17 protein-coding genes are annotated in these 18,869 nt (G+C 72.2%); 11 read left to right on the forward strand and 6 right to left on the reverse strand.

Going from position 1 to position 18,869, the window contains the following annotated elements; all coding sequences use genetic code 11:
• The 10 genes from ACFFNX_RS28825 to ACFFNX_RS28870 all read left to right on the forward strand — a co-directional run.
• Positions 1-757 (forward strand): class I SAM-dependent methyltransferase (locus ACFFNX_RS28825; protein WP_378208805.1); only part of this gene is annotated, 757 nt, incomplete at its 5' end.
• Positions 754-1,965 carry a cytochrome P450 gene (locus ACFFNX_RS28830; protein ID WP_378208807.1) on the forward strand — a complete coding sequence of 404 codons (1,212 nt, stop codon included), beginning with the start codon at positions 754-756 and terminating at the stop codon, positions 1,963-1,965. The genes ACFFNX_RS28825 and ACFFNX_RS28830, both read left to right, overlap by 4 nt.
• The gene (locus tag ACFFNX_RS28835; RefSeq protein WP_378208809.1) at positions 1,962-2,795 is read left to right on the forward strand and encodes a thioesterase II family protein; all 834 of its coding nucleotides are present in this window, start codon (positions 1,962-1,964) and stop codon (positions 2,793-2,795) included. Before ACFFNX_RS28830 ends, ACFFNX_RS28835 begins: the two co-directional genes overlap by 4 nt.
• 37 nt (positions 2,796-2,832) lie before the next feature.
• Positions 2,833-3,561, forward strand: a complete 729-nt coding sequence (locus ACFFNX_RS28840; protein ID WP_378208810.1) for a class I SAM-dependent methyltransferase — start codon at positions 2,833-2,835, stop codon at positions 3,559-3,561.
• Positions 3,558-5,378, forward strand: coding sequence for an ABC transporter ATP-binding protein (locus ACFFNX_RS28845; RefSeq protein WP_378208812.1), 1,821 nt, complete (start codon positions 3,558-3,560; stop codon positions 5,376-5,378). Before ACFFNX_RS28840 ends, ACFFNX_RS28845 begins: the two co-directional genes overlap by 4 nt.
• Complete coding sequence (locus ACFFNX_RS28850) at positions 5,375-7,126, forward strand: ABC transporter ATP-binding protein (RefSeq protein ID WP_378208814.1); 1,752 nt, start codon at positions 5,375-5,377, stop codon at positions 7,124-7,126. Before ACFFNX_RS28845 ends, ACFFNX_RS28850 begins: the two co-directional genes overlap by 4 nt.
• A gap of 50 nt (positions 7,127-7,176) precedes the next feature.
• The gene (locus ACFFNX_RS28855; protein WP_378208816.1) at positions 7,177-8,565 is read left to right on the forward strand and encodes a salicylate synthase; all 1,389 of its coding nucleotides are present in this window, start codon (positions 7,177-7,179) and stop codon (positions 8,563-8,565) included.
• Between the two features lie 115 nt (positions 8,566-8,680).
• Positions 8,681-9,043, forward strand: a complete 363-nt coding sequence (locus tag ACFFNX_RS28860) for a hypothetical protein (protein WP_378208817.1) — start codon at positions 8,681-8,683, stop codon at positions 9,041-9,043.
• Positions 9,044-9,074: 31 nt separating this feature from the next.
• Positions 9,075-9,245, forward strand: coding sequence for a 50S ribosomal protein L32 (gene rpmF / locus ACFFNX_RS28865; protein ID WP_378208819.1), 171 nt, complete (start codon positions 9,075-9,077; stop codon positions 9,243-9,245).
• A gap of 50 nt (positions 9,246-9,295) precedes the next feature.
• Positions 9,296-9,451 carry a hypothetical protein gene (locus ACFFNX_RS28870; RefSeq protein ID WP_378208821.1) on the forward strand — a complete coding sequence of 52 codons (156 nt, stop codon included), beginning with the start codon at positions 9,296-9,298 and terminating at the stop codon, positions 9,449-9,451.
• On the opposite strand, the gene ACFFNX_RS28875 is transcribed toward ACFFNX_RS28870, so the two are convergent.
• The 6 genes from ACFFNX_RS28875 to ACFFNX_RS28900 all read right to left on the reverse strand — a co-directional run bounded on the left by ACFFNX_RS28875 (position 9,426) and on the right by ACFFNX_RS28900 (position 17,609).
• Entirely contained in the window at positions 9,426-10,040 is a 615-nt protein-coding gene (locus ACFFNX_RS28875) for a hypothetical protein (protein WP_378208823.1), read from the reverse strand. The genes ACFFNX_RS28870 and ACFFNX_RS28875 overlap by 26 nt on opposite strands.
• A gap of 197 nt (positions 10,041-10,237) precedes the next feature.
• Entirely contained in the window at positions 10,238-11,626 is a 1,389-nt protein-coding gene (locus ACFFNX_RS28880; RefSeq protein ID WP_378208824.1) for a glycosyl hydrolase family 65 domain-containing protein, read from the reverse strand.
• Complete coding sequence (locus ACFFNX_RS28885) at positions 11,527-12,669, reverse strand: glycoside hydrolase family 65 protein (RefSeq protein ID WP_378208826.1); 1,143 nt, start codon at positions 12,667-12,669, stop codon at positions 11,527-11,529. The genes ACFFNX_RS28880 and ACFFNX_RS28885 overlap by 100 nt, the downstream gene beginning before the upstream one ends.
• On the reverse strand, positions 12,669-13,955 hold the full coding sequence (locus tag ACFFNX_RS28890) for a hemolysin family protein (RefSeq protein ID WP_378208828.1): 1,287 nt from the start codon (positions 13,953-13,955) through the stop codon (positions 12,669-12,671). Before ACFFNX_RS28890 ends, ACFFNX_RS28885 begins: the two co-directional genes overlap by 1 nt.
• Positions 13,956-14,037: 82 nt before the next feature.
• Complete coding sequence (locus tag ACFFNX_RS28895; RefSeq protein WP_378208830.1) at positions 14,038-14,898, reverse strand: universal stress protein; 861 nt, start codon at positions 14,896-14,898, stop codon at positions 14,038-14,040.
• Complete coding sequence (locus ACFFNX_RS28900) at positions 14,895-17,609, reverse strand: cation-translocating P-type ATPase (RefSeq protein ID WP_378208831.1); 2,715 nt, start codon at positions 17,607-17,609, stop codon at positions 14,895-14,897. Before ACFFNX_RS28900 ends, ACFFNX_RS28895 begins: the two co-directional genes overlap by 4 nt.
• Before the next feature lie 268 nt (positions 17,610-17,877).
• Between ACFFNX_RS28900 and ACFFNX_RS28905 the strand changes: the two genes are divergently transcribed.
• Positions 17,878-18,726, forward strand: a complete 849-nt coding sequence (locus tag ACFFNX_RS28905) for a DMT family transporter (protein WP_378208833.1) — start codon at positions 17,878-17,880, stop codon at positions 18,724-18,726.
• Positions 18,727-18,869: the final 143 nt, after the last annotated feature.

The following is an 18,869-nucleotide window of genomic DNA, read 5'->3' on the forward strand; positions in this document are numbered from 1 at the left end:
GTCCGCCGAGTTCTTCGACCTCGTCGCGGGCACGCACACCGCCACGTCGAGCGGTCCGGCCGTCGCTCGCGCGCTGGCCGGACTCGACACCGCCGACGGCGTGATCGTCGACATCGGGGCCGGCACCGGCCTGGTCACCGCGGCCGTCGCGCGGGCCCTGCCGGACGCGGAGATCCTGGCCTGTGAGCCGGCCACCGGCATGCGCGCCGTGCTGACCAGCCGCGTCTTCGGCGACCCCGACCTGCGCCGGCGGGTCACGGTCACCGACGGCTCGGCCCCCGATCTGGAACTCCCGGACCGCATCGGCGCGGCGATCCTCTGCGGTGTGCTCGGCCACCTCGACGCCGGACAGCGCGAGCACCTGTGGAGCCGCCTGCGGGAACGGCTCGTTCCCGGCGGCCGGGTCGTCGTCGAGCTGATGGGAGTCGCGGAGCCCGTCACTCTGCCACCGGCCCGGATGGCCACCGCCCACGCCGGACGGCACCGCTACGAGTGGTGGTTCTCCGGCGCCCCCGACCCCGAGGACGCCTCCGCCATGCGGTTGCACAGCGCCTACCGGGTGTTCGACGCGGCCGGGGAGGACGGCGCCGCCCCGCTCCGCGAGGTGCACGACTCCTACCGCTGGATCCCCTTCGGACTCGACCGCGTCGCGGAGGAGTCCGGACTCCGCACGCGGCCGTTGACCGCGCGCCCCGGCGGCCCGCCCCTCGCCGTACTCACCCCCGACCCCATCACCCCGACAGAGGACCAGCCATGAACGCACCTGTGCCCCCGACGCCTCCCCGGGACTTCCCGATCCGCCGCGGGTGTCCCTTCGCCGCGCCCGAGGAGTACGCCACCCTGCGTACCGAGGAACCCGTCGCCCGCGTGACCCTGCCGACCGGGCGCCCCGCCTGGGTGGTCACCCGCTACGACGACGTCCGCGCCCTGCTGTCCGACCCGCGCGTCAGCGCCGACATCCGCCGGCCGGGCTTTCCCGCGCTCGGCGTGGGCGAGCAGGAGGCCGGTGCCAGGCTGCGGCCGTTCATCCGCACCGACCCGCCGGAGCACACCCGCTACCGCCGGATGCTGCTGCCGGAGTTCACCGTCCGCAAGGTCCGCGCGATGCGGCCCGCCGTCCAGGCCATCGTGGACGGCGTCCTGGACGACATGCTCGCCGCGCCGCAGCCGGCCGACTTCGTCGCGTCCTACGCCAACGCGGTGTCGACGTCGGTGATCTGTGAGCTGCTCGGCATCCCCCGGGAGAACCTGGAGTTCTTCCGGGACGTCACCCGCGTCTCCGGCTCCAGGACCAGCACGGCCGAGCAGGTCGCCGAGGCGCTGAGCGGCCTGTTCACGATGCTGTCCGACCTCATCGCCGAGCGCAGGGAACGGCCCGGTGAGGACCTGCTGTCCCGGCTGGTCACCGACCGTCTGCTGACCGGCGACCTCACCATGCGGGAGCTGCTGTCCGTCGTCGGCATCACCATCAACGCCGGCCGCGAGACCACCACCAGCATGATCGCCCTGTCGGCCCTGCTGCTGCTCCGGCGCCCCGACCTGCTGGAGGAGCTGCGCGCCGAGCCCGACCTGGTGCCCTCCGCGGTGGAAGAGCTGCTGCGGGTGCTGTCCGTCGCCGACTCCATCCCGTTGCGCGTCGCCGCCGAGGAGATCCGGCTGTCCGGCGAAACGATCCCCGCCGACGACGGTGTCATCGGCCTGATCGCCGGGGCCAACCACGACCCCGGCCGGTTCCCCGACCCGCAGACCGTCGACCTCCGCCGCGACGACAACCACCACCTGGCCTTCGGTCACGGCGTGCACCAGTGCATCGGCCAGCAGCTCGCCCGGCTGGAGTTGGAGATCGCACTGCGGACGCTCATCCAGCGTGTGCCGACGCTCCGGCTCGCGGTGCCGTATGAGGAGATCGTGTTCAAGCACGACTCGGCCACCTTCGGCGTCGAGCGGATGCCGGTGGCCTGGTGAACACCTCCCCTCCGACCTCCCGGACCACCGGATCCGGGCAGCGTCGCCTCGGCCCCTGGCTGCGGTGCTGGGCGGCGCGCCCGGGGGCGCGGTTCAGGCTGGTCTGTCTCCCGCACGCCGGAGGCGGGGCCGGCTCCTACCGTCCCTGGGCCACCTTGCTGCCGCCCGACGTCGAGCTGATCGCCGTGCAGTACCCCGGCCGGGAGGACCGCTGGAGCGACCCCCTGGTCGACCGGATGGACGAGCTGGTGAGCGCGGTCGCCGGCTCTCTGCTGCGGGTGCTCGATCGTCCGTACGCCCTGTTCGGCCACAGCATGGGCTCGGCCGTCGCCTGGGAACTCGCCCATGAGCTGCGCGACCGTGGAGTGTCGGGGCCCCGGCGGCTGTTCGCCTCCGGCCGTGAGGCACCCGGGATCGCCCGGACCGGTGAGGTGCACCGGCAGGACGACGCCGCGCTGTGCGCCGAGCTGGAACGGCTCGGCGGCACCCACCCCGAGGTGCTGGCCGACCCCGAGCTGCGCACGGCCGTGCTCGGTTACGTCCGCAACGACTACCGGCTCATCGAGACCTACCGGCCGGTGGCGCGCCGCCCGCTGGACTGCCCGATCGAGGTGTTCACCGGCGACGCCGACCCGGAGCTGCGGCTCGCGCGGAGCGCCGACCACGCCGGGGGATGGACCGCGCTGACCACGGCGCGCACGGCCGTCCACGTCTTCCCCGGCGACCACTTCTACCTCAACCCGGGGCGCGAACGGGTCGTGCGCACCGTCCTGCGGCGGCTGAGCCCGTCCTTCGCCCGGGACACCCGGGGGTGGCCGAGCACGCCCTGACCGTCCGCCCCGCCTACGCACCGCGCCCAGGAGACGCATGATCGACTACTACACACCCTCGGCGGAGTTCTACGACATGGTCGCCGTCCGCCACACCGCCGGCAGCGGCCCTCCGCTCGCCCGCGCGCTGGCGTCCGTCGACGCCTCCCACGGCCCGATCGTGGAGATCGGCGCGGGCACGGGCCGGATCACCGAGGTCATCGCGGCCGCACTGCCCGGCGCCGACATCATCGCCGCCGAACCGTCCGCCACCATGCGCGCCGTCCTCACCGCCCGCGTCGCCGGCGATCCGGACCTGCGCCGCCGCGTCACCGTCACCGACGGCTTCGCCCAGAACCTGCGGCTGCCGGACCGCGTGTCCGCGGTGGTCATCTTCGGCGTGGCCGGCCACCTGACCCGGCGTGAGCGCACCGCCCTGTGGCGGCGCCTGGCCGAACGGCTTCCGCCCGGCGGCTCCATCATCGTCGAGCTCATGGGCGTCAGCGCGCCTCGCCACATCCCGCCGGTGATGTCGCTGCGCGAGACCATCGGCCGCCAGACCTACGAGTGGTGGATCGGCGGCGAGCCCGCGTCCGGTGACGCCATGCGGTTCACCACCACCTGGAAGGTCCTGCGGGACGACCGCACCGTCCGCGAGGTCAGCGACAGCTACCTCTGGCACACCATCGACGTCGCCCAACTCGCCCGCGAGGCCGGAATGACGAGCCACCGCATCACCGAAGCCGGTGGCCAGGCCGTCCCCGAGATCGGAGTTCTCACCAAATGAGCGAACGCCCTGCCACGGCGACCGCTTCGTACCCACCGGACAGGCCCCCGCTGCGCCGCGTCCTGCGCGGTGTACGGCGCACCCTCGCGGTGGCCATCGCCCTTCAGGCCGCCGGTGCCCTCGCGGGCGTCGTGCCCTTCATCGCCGTCACGCTGATCGCCGAACGGCTCAGCGGCGGCACCGCGCCCACCGGCGGCCGCCTGTGGCCCCTGGTGAGCCTCGCCTGCGCCGCCGGCCTCGCCGCGCTGATCCTCGGATTCTGCGCCGGGGTCGTCGGCCACCTCGCCGACAACCGGATGCAGCTGCGCCTGCGCCTCGACCTGGCCGGGCACATCGGCCGGATGCCGCTCGGCCGGATCAGCGCCGCAGGATCCGGTGAGCTGAAGAGCGCCATCCAGGACGACGTGAGCGCCCTGCACTCGCTGGTCGCCCACACGCTCCTGGACGTCACCACGCTGCTCACCGCCCCCGCCCTCGCCCTGGTCTACCTGTTCACCGTCGACTGGCGGCCGGCGCTGCTGAGCGTCCTGCCGCTCGCGGCAGGGGTGTACCTGTTCAGCCGCGCCATGGCCGGTGCCAAGGCGAACATGGCCGAGTACGGCGCGGCGCAGGGCAGGATCTCCTCGGCCGCGGTGGAGTTCGCGAACGGCATCGCCGTCGTGAAGTCCTTCGGCCGCGGCCGAAGCGCCCACGGCCGGTTCCTGGCGGCGACCGACGCCTTCGCGGAGTTCTTCACCGGGTGGGTCCGGGCCACCCTCATCCCCTCGACCGCCGCCCTGCTCGTCGTCGCCCCGGTCGTCGTGCTGCTCGTTCTCGTCACGGCCGGAGTCGCCCTCGTGGCGGCCGGCTGGACGCCCGCCGCCGACCTGGTGCCCTTCGTGCTCCTCGGCCCGCTGGTCAGTGCGCCGATGGGACTGGTCGGCGCTCGCATGCAGCAGATCAGGACCGGTCAGGCCGCGGCCGCCCGGATCACCGCTCTGCTCGACGCGCCGGTTCTGCCGGAGCCGGCCGACCCCGTGGCCCCGGCCGACGCCCGGGTGTCGATGCGTGGAGTGTCGTTCTCCTACGACGGGCGCACCGACGTGCTCAAGGACATCGACCTGGACCTGGAACCGGGAACGGTCACCGCACTGGTCGGGCCGTCCGGATCCGGCAAGTCGACGCTGGCCGCGCTGCTGCTCCGCTTCCACGATGTCACCGCCGGCACGGTCACCGTCGGCGGCGCCGACGTACGCGAGATCGCGGCCGCCGAGCTGTACCGCCACGTCGGTTTCGTCCTCCAGGACGTGCGGCTGCTGCGCACCACCGTCGCCGACAACATCCGGCTGGGCCGTCCGGAGGCCACCGACGCCGAGGTGGAGCGGGCCGCACGGGCCGCGCAGATCCACGACCGGATCACCGCGCTGCCCGACGGGTACGCCACGGTCCTCGGCGCCGACGTCACGCTGTCCGGCGGCGAGGCCCAGCGCCTGTCCATCGCCCGCGCACTGCTCGCCGACACACCGATCGTCGTCCTGGACGAGGCCACGGCGTTCGCCGACCCACGGTCCGAGTCGCTCATCCAGGACGCCCTGTCCACCCTCGCCGCCGGCCGCACGCTGCTCGTCATCGCGCACCGCCTCTCGACCGTCCGCTCCGCCGACCGCATCGTCGTCCTGGACGGCGGACGGATCGCCGAGCAGGGCCGCCACGAGGAACTCCTGGCCGCGACGGGCCGCTACGCGCGCATGTGGCACGCCCAGGGCCTGGACGCCGCCGGCCCCCTCACCACGACGACGTCCTCCACGGACCTCAGCGCGAAGGGCACGCATCGATGATCCGCCAACTTTTCCACGTCCTGGGGCGCGAGGGCTCCGGCCCCCTCAAGCGCCTGCTCGCCCTGATGGCCGGTGCCGCCGTCCTGCAGGGCGTGGCCTTCGCCCTGCTCGTACCGCTCCTGCGGACGCTCCTCGCCCACGGATCCGGACCGGCGTGGCCCTGGCTCACGGCCCTCATCCTGTGCTCGCTCGGCTACGCCGTCGTCCAGGCCGCGTGCCTGAGCCGGGGGTTCACCGTCGGCTCGCGCATCTCCCGGGTCCTGCACCGGCGGCTCGCCGACCGGGCCCTGGAACTTCCGGTCGGCTGGTTCACCGGCACGCGGGCCGCCGAACTCGGCCGGATGGCGAGCCAGAACGTCATCCAGGTGATGAACATGCCGGCGCACCTGCTCCGGCCCCTGATCGGCTCGGTGCTCACACCCGTCACCCTCATCCTCGCCACCTTCCTCTTCGACCGGCGCGTCGCGCTCGTCCTGCTGCTGTGCGCACCGGTGCTGCTGGGGGTGCACGTCTGGAGCACCCGCGTGGTGCGCCGCCTCGACCGCGGGCGCGAGACCGCGATCGACGAATCGGCCGACCGGGTGCTGGAGTTCGCCCAGAACCAGCCGGTGCTGCGGGCCTTCGGCCGTACGGTCGACGGACACGCCGACCTGGAGCAGGCCCTGCGGGCGGAGTCCCGCGCGGACCGCGCCCTGATCGTGCGCGGCGTCCCGGGCCTGGTGTCCTTCGCCTTCGCCGCCCGCATGGTCTTCGCCCTCCTGCTGGCGCTCCAGGTCGCCTGGGTGCTGGACGGTACCCTCGCCGCGCCCACCCTCATCGCCCTGGTCGTGCTCACCGGCCGGCTGGTCGACAGCGTGTCCGGCGCCGCCGACCTCGGGGCCGGCCTGCGCATCGCATGCAACAACCTCGAGAGGCTGAACGCGGTCCTGGAGGAGACGCCCTTCCCGCAGCCCGCGGACCCGAAGACGCCGAACGGCACCGATGTGGAGTTCGACCGGGTGCGCTTCGCCTACCCGCGTGCACCCGCCGCCGCGGCCCCGCCGCCGGTACTCGACGGTGTCGGCTTCCGCCTTCCCGAGCGCGGCCTGACGGCACTCGTCGGTCCTTCGGGCGCCGGCAAGACCACCGTGGCACGGCTGCTCGCGCGCTTCTGGGACGCCACGGCTGGAACCGTCCGCATCGGCGGAGCCGACGTGCGCGACATCGCGCCCGAGCGCCTGACCGCCACCGTCGCCATCGTCTTCCAGGACGTCTATCTCTTCGACGACACGATCGAGGCCAACGTCCGGATCGGCGACCCCGGCGCGAGCGCCGAGAAGCTCGGGCGCGCGGCGGAGCTGTCGGGCCTGGACCGCGTCGTCGCGGAGCTGCCCGACGGCTGGGCGACCCGGGTCGGCGAGCGCGGGACCTCCCTGTCCGGCGGCCAGCGGCAGCGGATCTCCATCGCACGCGCGCTGCTCAAGGACGCTCCGATCCTGGTCCTCGATGAGGCGACCGCGGCTCTCGACCCCGAGAACGAGACGATCCTCGAATCGGCGATCGCCACACTGGCCACCGACAAGTCGCTCCTCGTGATCGCCCATCGGCTGCGGACCGTCCTGGCCGCGGACCAGATCCTGGTCCTCGACGGCGGCCGGATCACCGAGCAGGGCACGCACGGCGAACTCGTCGACGCCGGCGGCACCTATGCGGACTTCTGGCGTGAGCGCGCGCGGGCCGAGGGCTGGCGCCTGGCCGCCGCCCGGTGAACGCCCGCCCGAGCCGACCGGCGAAAACCTTCGCGGAGAAGAGTCTGACAATGATCGAGCAGGTACGGACGCCCTGGCAGAACTGGGCACATCAGGTTCCCGCCGTGCGTTACGAAGAGGTCCTCCAGGCGCCCGACGATCCGGCCCGCGCCGCCGCGCACCTGGCCGCCGGCCTCGGCGGCCAGTACGTCGTCTACGAGCGGGAGGGCTGCTGGCACTTTGCCGCGGGGGCCGCCGTCACGCTCACCGCGGACGCGGTACGGATCACCGCCCGCGCCGCCGGAGGGGAGTGGACCGTCGCGACCGGCGGCCGCCCGCTCGACCGGATCGCGGCGGCGCTCTCGGCCCTCGGCGCGGTCCACCCCGGCGGACGGCGGGTCTTCGGCTGGGCCACCTTCGAACTGGCCCATCTGCTGCACGGCGACCGGCCGTACGCGGGCACCCGGCCGCTGCTTCAGCTGCTGGTGCCCAGTGTGGAAGCCGTCCTCACGCCCGGAAAGGCCGAACTGCACGCGGTCGATGGCACCTGGACGGCCAAGGTGGCCCGGCTGCTCCGCAGCGCGCCCCAAGGCGATCCGCTCGCCCGCACCCGACCGGTCGGCGATGTCGAACGCATCCTGGGGGAGGACGGTGACGCCTACAAGAACGGCGTGGCCGACACGATCGCCGACATCAAGGCAGGGCGAATCGACAAGGCCGTCCTCTCCCGCGCCGTCCCGCTTCCCGACGGGGTCCGGCCGGACCTGGCGGCCACCTACCTCGCCGGCCGGCGGGGGAACACCCCGGCCCGGTCGTTCCTCCTCGACCTGGGTGGCTGGCGGGCGGCCGGGTTCAGCCCGGAGACCATCGCGCGGATAGAACCGGGCGGACGGGTCTCCACCCAGCCGCTCGCCGGCACCAGGGCCCTCGGCCTTGGTCCCGAGCAGGACCGGCGCCTGCGCGCCGAACTCCTCGCGGACGCCAAGGAGGTGCACGAACACGCCATCTCCGTACGGCTGGCCTGCGAGGAACTCCAGACGATCTGCCGGCCCGGCTCCGTCGCGGTCGAGGAGTTCATGACCGTCCAAGAACGCGGCTCGGTACAGCACCTGGCCTCCCGGGTCGCCGGACGCCTACGCGTCGGCGTCGGCCCATGGCCGGCGTTCGGCACGCTGTTCCCGGCCGTCACCGCGACCGGCGTCCCGAAGGCCGCCGCGCTTGCCGCCCTCGCCCGCCACGAGCCCGGCTCCCGCGGCCTCTACGGGGGAGCCGTGCTGACCGCGGACACCCAGGGCGCCCTCGACGCCGCGCTCGTGCTGCGCACCGTCTTCCGGTACGGAGGGGAGACCTGGCTGCGCGCGGGGGCAGGGGTGATGCGGCAGTCCACTCCCGAGCGAGAGTACGAGGAGACGCGCGAGAAGCTCCGCAGCGTCGCTCCGTACCTCCGGCTGCCCACCTGAGATTCTCGCGGCCGACGACCCGCACATCCCGAGAGACCTGGCCGTGGCGTCGCGGTTGTATTGAAAATGAAAACCAATATCGATAGGCTCGACGCGTCGACGGTGAGGAGGAACAGTGACCGACCAGTCCTTCACGGTGGCCGTCTGCCGGGCGGGCCCGTGCTGCACCGGCGATCGTCCGCCGGAGCTGCTGTCGCGGCTCGCCGCGGTCGTGCGGCGAAGCCGGCACGGAGTCCTCATCCGTACGGGATGCCTGCTGCGCGCGCCGCGCTGCCAGATCGGCCCGGCGTACGACAGCGGCTGCTACCTGGTGGTGCAACCCTGTGACACCGATCGGCGGCCGCGCGGCGCGGCGATCCCGGTGGGCCCGATCCTCACCGACGACGACACCGACGCCGTCGCCGGATGGCTGGCGGACGGCGACCTGGACGCCGCCCGGCTCGACGCCCGGCTCCGCTTCGGCCGCGCCGCCGCCTGACAACCCCACATTCCAGCGGAAGGAGACCCCCGTGGCAGTGCCCAAACGGCGTACCTCCCGGGCGAACACGCGATCCCGGCGCTCACAGTGGAAGGCGCGGCGCCCCGATCTGGTGCCGATCGTCATCGACGGGCGACGTCACCTCGTGCCACGCCGGCTCGTGCGCGCCTACGCCACCGGCGTTCTCACCCCCGACCGGTGAGACCACGCGACCAGCGACCGCACTCCACCCGGCCAGGAGGAGGAAGACCCGTGCCCGACCGGCGGCGCGTCAAGCGCAACCCCCTCGATGACGCCACCTACGTGGACTACAAGGACGCCGATCTGCTCCGGCGCTGGCGGGGTACGCTCGTCCGCCGCACGATTCTGGGCCCCGAATGGCTCATTCAGGGTTGCCGTGCCAGTTGATGGTGTACGAGGGCCCGTAGTACTTCTGGAGGTGCCGGGCCTCGGACTCGCGGTACAGCGGGAATTTGAACTTGGAGCCGTCCGGCCAGGTGAGGGCGCGGGTACGGAGGTTGACCTCCGGGCCCTGTGGCTTTCGCGCCTGCCACAGGATCCGGGGCGGCGCGGCGTCGGCCGGATCCAGGTACGTGGGTCCGGTGTCCACCAGTGCGAGGCTCGACGGTGAACAGACCAGCCAGGGCCCCTTCGCGGGCCGCAGCGCGTCCAGCAGGCCGAGTGCCATCGCGTCCGCCGGGCCGGTCACCCGGATCTCCCGCCTGAACGGGTTCCCGACGCCCCCGGCGTTGAACAGCATGAAGACGTTGATGACCAGGCCGGCCATGCCCCGTGCGATGTTCCAGAAGAAACGCCGGACGAGCCGCTTCCCCTTGACGGTGCCGTCCAGCCGCCGGCCGGGTACGTCGAACCCCAGGTCGTGGTTCTCGTCAAGGCGCAGCGCGATCACGGGCTCGCGCCACTGACCGCGCATCAGCCGCTCGACACCTTCCCGATATTCGGGGCGCAGCAGAACCTTGTCCAGTTTGGCCTGCATCCGCTGTTCGATTCCGGCCGGCTGCCGAGACTCCCGCAGTTCCGCGTCGGAGTCCGACCCTCGTCGATCTGCTGATGGAACCACGGCTCGCACTCCCGTCTTCCGCCCCGACCCTGCTTCCAGCGGCACGGGTGCGGCCATCCGCCCGATGACCCTACCTTCCGCCGCGATCACCGTCCTCCGCCGGGCGGGCGAGTTCACGGTGCCGTCGTGTCGGCGGTGATCCGGGCGCCGCTGCGCAGGACGTGGCGGCGGTCGTCGATGATCACGGTCACCGGGGGTGCGGCGCTGGGCATCGCGTGGACCGAGATCCGTTCGTGGGTGATGTGGAACGTCATCCGGTGTCCCCGGTAGCGCAGGTCGAAGTCGAGCGCGTCGAGGGCGTCGGGGAGGCACGGGTGGAGCCAGAGGGCGTCGTGGCGTGTCTCCAGGCCGGTGTAGCAGCGTTGGAGGATGTCGGCGGTCGCGGCCATCGCGCCGAGGTGGATGCCCTCCCGGGTGGTTCCGCCCTGGGTGTCGGACAGGTCGGCGTCGAGCGCCTCGGTGAACAGGTGCCATGAGGCTCGCCGGTCGGCGCGGGCGAGGACCCAGGAGTGCACGACGCGGCTCAGCGTCGAGCCGTGACTCGTACGGGCGAGGTAGTGGTCGATGGTGGCGGGGATGGTGGCCGGGTCGAAGTCGTAGCCGAGCCGGCGCAGGAGCGCGGTGAGCTCGTCCGCGCTGAACAGGTAGAACAGCATGAGCACGTCGGCCTGTTTGGACGCCTTGTACCGGTTGACGGTGTCGCGCTCGGCCTCGAGGATCAGGTCCAGGCGCCCGATCTCGCCGTACCGGGCGCGGTAGGCGTCCCATTCGAGCTCTTCGAGGTCGTCGTACCTGTCGAACTGGCTGAGCAGGCCGTTCGGCAGGAAAGGGACGTACAGGCGGCGGCCGACGTGGTCCCAGTGGTCCCGTTCGGCATCGGTGAGCCCGAGGCGTTCCCACAGGTCACCGGTGTGATGCCCGCCGAGCACGTCGTAGGCGTCCCGGGCGCGGGCGAGCGCCCAGGAGACCATGACGTTGACGTAGGCGTTGTCGTCCAGGCCACCCGCGGCCCGGCCGGGATGGCCGTCCTGGAACTCGTCCGGTCCCATCACGCCCCGCACGTGGTAGCGGTCCCGTACCGTGTCGTGCTCGGCGATGCCCACCCAGAACCGCGCGATCTCCACCAGGAGCTCGGCACCGTAGGCGGTGAGGAAGTCGACGTCCGCGGTGACCTGGAAGTACTGCCAGACGTTGTAGGCGATCGCGAGGTTGACGTGGTACTGCCGCCGGGAGTTGTCGGCCATCCAGCGCCCGGACCGGACGTTGTAGAACGCCTCGGGCGTCTCCTCCCGGCCGTCGCTGCCGCTCTGCCACGGGAACAGCGCGCCCGCCGCACCCATCGCGGCCGCGTTCCGGCGGGCCTGCGGCAGCCGCCGGTACCGGTAGAGCAGGAGCGCCCGGGTCAGCTCGGGCATGCGCAGATTCTGTAGCGGAAAGACGAACAGCTCGTCCCAGAAGACCCGCCCCCGGTACGCCTCCCCGTGCAGCCCGCGGGCGGGCACGCCCACGTCCAGTCGGCGCTGTGATGCGACAGGGTCTGCAGGACATGGCACAGGTGGACGTTGACGGCGCGGCGATCCGCGACCCGATCCGTTCCGTCGAAGGACAACCGGAAGCGCCGCCACAACTGCTCCCACACGAGGGCGTGCGCGTCACGCGCCGCGGGGAAGCCGGGCGCGTCGGCGAGCTCGCGGCGCGCGGCGTCGAGCGGCTCGCTGATGGCGCGGTCCCGTGAGGTGTACACGGCGACCGTCTTGTCGACCGTGACCGGACTCCCGGGCTCGACCGCGACGGTCAGCTCCTCACCCGCCCAGCCCGGTCCTCCGACCGGCCTGCGCTCCGGCACGGACCCGGCGTGCACGGCGGTGCGCATCGCCTCCGCGACCCGGATACCCGACGTCGTGGTCTCGGCGACCAGCCACACGGAGTGTTCGTCGTGACCGGTGGCAGGCGGCCCGAGGTGACGCTTGGCCAGGGCGGCGAACTCCGCGACGTTGCCGTTCTCCACCCGCCCGTCCAGCAGGCTCCGTACGCACAGGGCGCCGGACCAGTCCTCGGGCGTGAGGACGGTGCGCAGGTACGCCAGGTGCGGCCGGTCCATCGACACCAGCCGCTCCTGCCGGACACGCGTGCGGCGCCCGCGCGGATCCACGACCGTGAGGTCGCGCAGGTACAGCCCGCGGCGCAGGTCCAGCGCGGCGCGATGGTCCACGATCCGGTACGAGCCCGGCTCGAACCAGTCCTCCTCGTCGGCGCGGAAGGTGAGGGGAAGCCAGTTGGGGAGGTTGACGATGCTCTCGTCCTCCCGGGGCCCGCCCTCCACGTACGACACGAGCCGGTTGTAGACGCCCGCGACGTAGGTGCCCGGATAGTGCACGCCGTCGGCCCGCGCCTCCGGTGCCGCGCCGCGGGCCGCCATGTATCCGTTGCCGCAGGTCAGCAACGTCTCCCGGGTACCCTCGTCACGGGGCTCCAGGCCTTCGTAGACGAGCGACCACTCATCCTCCGCCCGCCGGGCGTCCTCGAAGCCGCGCCGGAGGTCCATCACTCACCACCGCCCGCCTCGCCGCGGGGGTGCAGGTGGACGGACGTGATCGTGTGGTGGGCCACACTGATGACCTCGATGGTCCAGTCGGCCAGTTCCACCTGATCTCCGGGCCGGTCGGGGATGCGGCCCAGGGCGGCCAGGACCAGCCCGGCGATCGTGGTGTAGGCCCCTCGGGGCGCGTCGATGATCTCGACGCCGAGGTCGGGCAGGTCGTGGACCGGGAAGCTGCCCGGGAGCAGGAGCGATCCGTCGGAGAACCGTTGCGCCTCCATGACGTCGCGGTCGGTCTCGTCGTAGATCTCACCGACGATCTCCTCCAGCAGATCCTCCAGCGTGACGATTCCGCTCACCGCGCTGCGCTCGTCGACGACCAGTGCGAACTGCTGCCGATCGGTCTTGAACCGGCGCAGTGCCTCGGAGATCCGCAGAGTGTCGGGGAACAGCACGGCCGGACGCGCGACCTCGGTCACCGTTCCCTCCTCGGTGAGCAGGTCACGGAGGTGGACCACTCCCACGACGTCCTCCAGCCGCGAGGAGGCCAGCACCGGGGCGCGAGAGTGCCCGGAGGCGGCCAGCATCGCCTGGGCCGCCGCGATCGGGGCGTCGGCGGGGATGGTGAACACCGCGCGGCGGGGGACCAGCACCTCCCGCAGGGTCCGCTCGTGCAGTTCCATCGCTCCGATCACCATCCGGCGCTGCTCGCGGTCCAGGCCGCGTTGCCCGATCACCAGATCCCGTAGTTCCTCGGAGCTGAGCTGTTCCCTGAGCATCTCCGGGTTTCCGCCGAACACCCGTACGGTGACGTCGGTCGCCTTGCTCAGCACCCACACCGCGGGCCGGCAGACCGTCGCGAGCGCGTTCAGCGGCCGGCCCACCAGCAGCGCCCACCGCTGGGCGTGCTGCATCGCCAGCCGCTTGGGGGCGAGCTCACCGAACACCAGGGTGGCGAAGGTCAGGACGAGTGTCACGAGCGCGATCGCCACCGCCTCGGCGGCGCCGCCGAGAAAGCCCAGCCGAGGCGTCAGCGGCCTGGCCAGCGACACCGCCGCCGTCGCCGAGGCCAGGAAGCCGGCCAGCGTGATCCCGATCTGGATCGTGGCCAGGAACCGGTTCGGATCTCGCGCCAGCCGGGCCAGGGTCCGGGCGCCGGCGAAACCGCGGCGCTCCAACTGCCGTACCTGCCCCTCGCGAACAGAGATCAGGGCTATCTCGCTGCCCGCGAACAACGCGTTGATCAGGACCAGCGCGCAGATCAGCGCCACATTGAGCCAGTAACCACCCACGGAGATCCTCCCCGCCCGGACAGGCGCAGCCGACCCGGCCACGGGTCGCGTGACGGGCATCGCTCGTGCGCGGCCGCCACCGTCACGGCCAGCCACCGATCACTCCGACCGGGCACGGCGCGCCGTGGATCACGGCGTGGCTCACGGATCCGAGCAGCAGCCCGCGGAAGGCGCCGCGCCCACGTGACCCGACGACGAGCAGCCCGGCGTCGGCGGACGCGTCGATGAGTTTCTGCTCGGCGGCACCGTCCGCCACCATCATGACCACCGGAAGTGCGGGGTGGGTCTCGCGCAGCGACGCCTCCGCCCGGTCGGCGATGCTCCTCGCGCCGCCACGAAGGAGCTGCGCGTCGGCGGCGCCGGAGGTGTCCTGCCCGGTACAGGTGATCACCTCGAGCTCCGCCGACGTCTGCGCCGCGAAGTCGGCGGCGAACGTCACCGCCCTGGCCGCCGGCGATGAGCCGTCCGTCCCCACGACGACCCGATGGCCGGGACCGATCGGGCGGGTGCCCGCACTCTTCTTGATGACGATCACGGGGCAGGCGGCTCGTCCGGCGACCGTGAAGGCGACCGATCCGAGCAGCGCGCCGAGCACGGAGCTGAGACCCCGGGTGCCGATCACCAGGAGCCGGGCGTGGTCGGTGGCGTCGATGAGCGCGTTCGCGGGGCTCGTCACCGTGGTGACGCCATTGACGCGAATGCCCGGCTGTATCGCGTGGGCCGCCGCGACGCCCTTCGCGGTCACCTCTTCGGCGGCTTCGAGGGCGTCCGGCGCGGGTTCGAGGAGCCCGGGGCCGTAGCCGAGGGTCATCCCCGGGTAGTCGGCGGCGAACAGGACGGTCAAGGGCGCGTCGCGCCGGTCGGCCTCCCGTGCCGCCCAGGCCAGGGCCTCGCGGCTGTGCTTCGTGTCGTTGTAACCGACGACGATGGGCTCACCGTTCATCGCGCCGCCGCCTCGGGGCCGTCGAACCGCCCCCGGCGACCGGCTCGCCTCCGGAGCGCCTTGTGCAGTTCCATCGCCACGATGACGCTTGCCGCCACCGCGACGATCCGGAGCCATGCCTGGAGTTCGATCGGCTCGACGCGCAACACGTACTGGGTCACCGGAAGGTAGAGGGCGGTGACGTGCACGCCGAGCGCGGCGGCCGTGGCGAGGAACAGGAAGCGATTGGCGAACGGGCTGATCCGGAAGATCGAGCGCCACTCTGACCGCGTGTTGCCGACCTGGAAGGCCTGGAACACGACCATGGTGCTCAACGCCACCGTCTGGGCCCGATGCAGTGACCCTCCCATGGTCAGCTCCCACCGGAACAGCCGCAGCGTGCCCACGGCCATCACCGCGCCGGCGATCAGGGCCCGTTCCCAGACGATCGGGCTCATGATGCCCTCGCTCCGCCGCCGGGGAGTGCGCCGCAGTACGCCGTGCTCGCCCGGTTCGAACGCCAGGGCGAGGTCCTGCAGGCCGCTGGTCACCAGATTCAGCCACAGCAACTGTGCCGGCAGCATGAGCAACGGCCACCGCAGCCACAGACCGACCAGGATCGCGGCCACGAGCCCGATCGCGGTGGAGATCAGGAAGAACGTCACCTTGCGCACGTTGTCGAAGGTGACTCGTCCTTCCTCGACCGCGGCGACGATCGACTCGAAGTTGTCGTCGGCGAGCACCATGTCGGCGGCCTCCCGGGCGACGTCCGTGCCGTCGCGCCCCATGGCGACGCCGATCTGGGCCGCTCTGAGCGCCGGCGCGTCGTTGACGCCGTCGCCGGTGACCGCGACGACGTGACCCATGTCCTGCAGGCAGGTCACGATCCGCAGCTTCTGTTCGGGGGCCACGCGTGCGAAGACCGACGTGTCCCGGCTCGCGGCGCGGAGTTCATCGTCGCTGAGCCGCCGGAGCCGGGAGCCGTCGAGCACCGCGCCGTCCGGCGAGGAGATGCCGAGTTGCCGGCCGATGGCGGCGGCGGTGTCGGCGTGGTCTCCGGTGATCATGATGACCCGGATCCCGGCCTCATGGCAGGCGGCGATGGCGTCGCGTACGCCGGCGCGCGGCGGATCGGCCATGGCCTGGAGGCCGCAGAACACGAGGTCGTCCGGGTCCTGGTCGAGGGGCGGCGGATGGGTCCTGCACGGCAGCGGCCGGTAGGCGAACGCCAGGACGCGCAGGCCCCTGGCGGCCTGGTCGGACGCCGCGGCCGTGACGGCCCCCGCGTCGAACGGCCCGGTCTCGTCGCCGTCGGTGAGGGTGCGGGCGCACATCGCGATCAGCTTTTCGGGCGCGCCCTTGACGTACAGCGCCCGATCCCCGTGCCGGTCGCGGACGCTCGCGGAGAGCCGCCGGGCCGGGTCGAAGGGCACGTCGACGTCGGTGGAGTACGCCGCTCGCACCTCGCTCGGCTCCATGCCGGCCGTCATCGCCGAGGTCAGCAGCGCGATCTCGGTCGGGTCCCCGGTGGCGTGCAGTCCCTCTTCCGTGCGGTAGACGTCGGCCGCGTTCGTCAGTACGCCGGTCAGGAGGGTGAGGTGCAGGGCCCGGGAGCCTTCGATGGCGGCCGGAACGTCTTCGTCGTCGACGATCTCGCCATCGGGGGTGCCGCCCTCGATCCGATAGCGTCTCCCGGCCACCCAGAGTTCGAGGACGGACATGCGGTTCTCGGTCAGCGTGCCCGTCTTGTCCGATCCGATCACCGTCGTGCTCCCCAGCGTCTCCACGGCGGGAAGCCGGCGGATGATCGCGTGTCGTCGGGCCATCCGGCCGACGCCGATCGCGAAGGTGATCGTGACGGCGACGGGAAGTCCTTCGGGGACCGTGGCCACGGCCAGCGCGACCGCGATCCGGAACATCTCGGCGACCGACCGGCCGAGGGCGATGCCGCTGACGAACGCGACACCGGAGATCGCGACGACGGCCGCACCGATGATCTTGGCGAACCGGTCGAGCCGGTCCTGTATCGGGGTCCGCGCGGGCTCCCCGGACTTGATCAGGCCGGCGATGGCACCGAGTTCGGTCCGCTCGCCCGTGGCGACGACGATCCCCAGCCCCCGGCCGCTGCTGACGATGGTTCCCATGTACGCCATCGACCTCCGGTCGCCGAGTGCCGCCGAGGCGGGGACCGGTTCGACGTTCTTGGTCACGGTCGCCGACTCACCGGTCAGCAGCGATTCGTCGATCTTCACGAGGCTGGCCGATATCAGCCGCAGGTCGGCCGGTACGCGGGAACCCGCTTCGACCACCACGAGGTCGCCGGGCACGAGCCGGGCGCTGTCGATCTCCTGCTCGCGGCCGTCGCGGACCAGCCTGGCGCGAGGCACCACGAGCCGCATGAGGGCCTGCACCGTGTTCTCGGCCTTGCGTTCCTGCGTGACGCCGACGATCGCGTTGAGGGCGAGTGCGACCGCGATCACGCCGGCGTCGAGATAGGTGCCGACGACCAGCGTGACCACCATCGCGACGAACATGATGAAGATCAGCGGACTGAGAAACTGCCGGACCGCCACCAGAAGGAGCGGGGTCCTGGGCCGTTGCCGCAGGCGGTTCGGGCCGAAGTGGGAGAGCCTGGCCGCCGCCTCGGCACTGGTCAGGCCGTAACCGCCCGTCTGCAAAGACCGCTCGATGTCGGCGACGTCACGCGCGTGCCACGGGGTCGTCTCATCCACCGCTCAGCCTTCCCGGGCGTGGCCTCACCATCCGAACCAGGCAACCCCCGACCAATCCGTCATGGCCCCAACCGGTGGGACGCGTGTGAGCAGTGGTGCCCGAAAAGCGGCGTACCCAGCCGTGAACCGTCGTTAACGTCGGCGAATGCATGCCGCCGCCGTCGGTTCTGGGCGGTACCCGCCGGATTCATGCCGGTGGCCGATGGCTTCCCGCGACACGCCGCCTCCCGCCCACGGGCGTACACGACATGCGAGCATGGTGTGACCCATGGCTACCGTTGTCGCGGTGACGGCCGCGCTCCTGGCCGCTTGCTGCTTCGCCGTCGCGGCCGTGCTCCAGCAGGCCGCGGCCTCCTCCGTGCCCGAGGACCAGTCGCTGCGACCACGGCTGATCCTGTCCTTGGCCCGCCGGCCGCTGTGGCTCGCCGGCATCGGCATGTCCGCGGCGTCGTACGTCATCCAGGGCGCGGCCCTCGCCTTCGGTTCCCTGGTGCTCGTGATGCCGCTGGCGTCGACCGACGTGCTCTTCGCGCTGCCACTGATCGCCTGGCGCCGCGCCCAGCACCTCACGCGCACCGAGGTGACCGGTGCGGTGTGCACCGCCGGGGGCGTGGCCGCCTTCCTGGTGGTGCTGCCGCCCAGCGTCGGGTCGGCGGCACCCGGGCTGGGCCACTGGGTGCCCCTGCTGGCCGTTGTCGCGTTCCTCGTGGCCATCCTCATACCGGCGGGCATCCGGGCGTCCGCCCACGCTCGTACCATTCTGTACGCGGCGGCCGCCGGACTGCTCTTCGCGCTCCTCGACGCCCTGACCAAGAGCGCCGCCGACCTGTTCCGGGCCGACGGACCGGCCGCGTTGGCGCGCTGGGAGCCCTATGCGCTGGTCGTCGTCGGTGGCGCCGGGGTGCTCCTCGCCCAAAGCTCCTTCCAGTCCGGCTCCCTGGCGATCAGTCTGCCGGTCATCGACACTCTTGAACCGGTCGGTGCCGTCCTGATCGGAGCGACCGTCTTCCACGAACCCCTGGCCACCTCCTGGGCACTGGCCGTCCAGGTCCTGGGAGGAATCCTGGCCGTCGCCGGGATCGTCATTCTCGACAACTCGGCGCTGGCCCGTACATGACGGACCGCGATCGGCCTCCGCCGAGGGATGTCTAGTGCCGCGTCAAGCAACGTTCGCCCTGTTGATGATGTCGCGTAGGTGTTTGTCGGCGGCGTGTTTGTTCCGCCAGATGATGTAGCGGCGGATCATGCTGCCCTGTTCCT

It is taken from the genome of Actinoallomurus acaciae (assembly GCF_042429965.1).
In the GTDB taxonomy this organism is placed as follows: Bacteria; Actinomycetota; Actinomycetes; order Streptosporangiales; family Streptosporangiaceae; genus Actinoallomurus; species Actinoallomurus acaciae.

Excerpts from the sequence above, each read along its gene's own strand:
- ACFFNX_RS28875 (WP_378208823.1), bottom strand. The coding sequence starts at position 10,040 with ATGCAGGCCAAACTGGACAAGGTTCTGCTGCGCCCCGAATATCGGGAA.
- ACFFNX_RS28850 (WP_378208814.1), top strand. The coding sequence starts at position 5,375 with ATGATCCGCCAACTTTTCCACGTCCTGGGGCGCGAGGGCTCCGGCCCC.
- ACFFNX_RS28885 (WP_378208826.1), bottom strand. The coding sequence starts at position 12,669 with ATGGACCTCCGGCGCGGCTTCGAGGACGCCCGGCGGGCGGAGGATGAG.
- ACFFNX_RS28855 (WP_378208816.1), top strand. The coding sequence starts at position 7,177 with ATGATCGAGCAGGTACGGACGCCCTGGCAGAACTGGGCACATCAGGTT.
- ACFFNX_RS28840 (WP_378208810.1), top strand. The coding sequence starts at position 2,833 with ATGATCGACTACTACACACCCTCGGCGGAGTTCTACGACATGGTCGCC.
- ACFFNX_RS28905 (WP_378208833.1), top strand. The coding sequence starts at position 17,878 with ATGGCTACCGTTGTCGCGGTGACGGCCGCGCTCCTGGCCGCTTGCTGC.
- ACFFNX_RS28830 (WP_378208807.1), top strand. The coding sequence starts at position 754 with ATGAACGCACCTGTGCCCCCGACGCCTCCCCGGGACTTCCCGATCCGC.
- ACFFNX_RS28845 (WP_378208812.1), top strand. The coding sequence starts at position 3,558 with ATGAGCGAACGCCCTGCCACGGCGACCGCTTCGTACCCACCGGACAGG.
- ACFFNX_RS28895 (WP_378208830.1), bottom strand. The coding sequence starts at position 14,898 with ATGAACGGTGAGCCCATCGTCGTCGGTTACAACGACACGAAGCACAGC.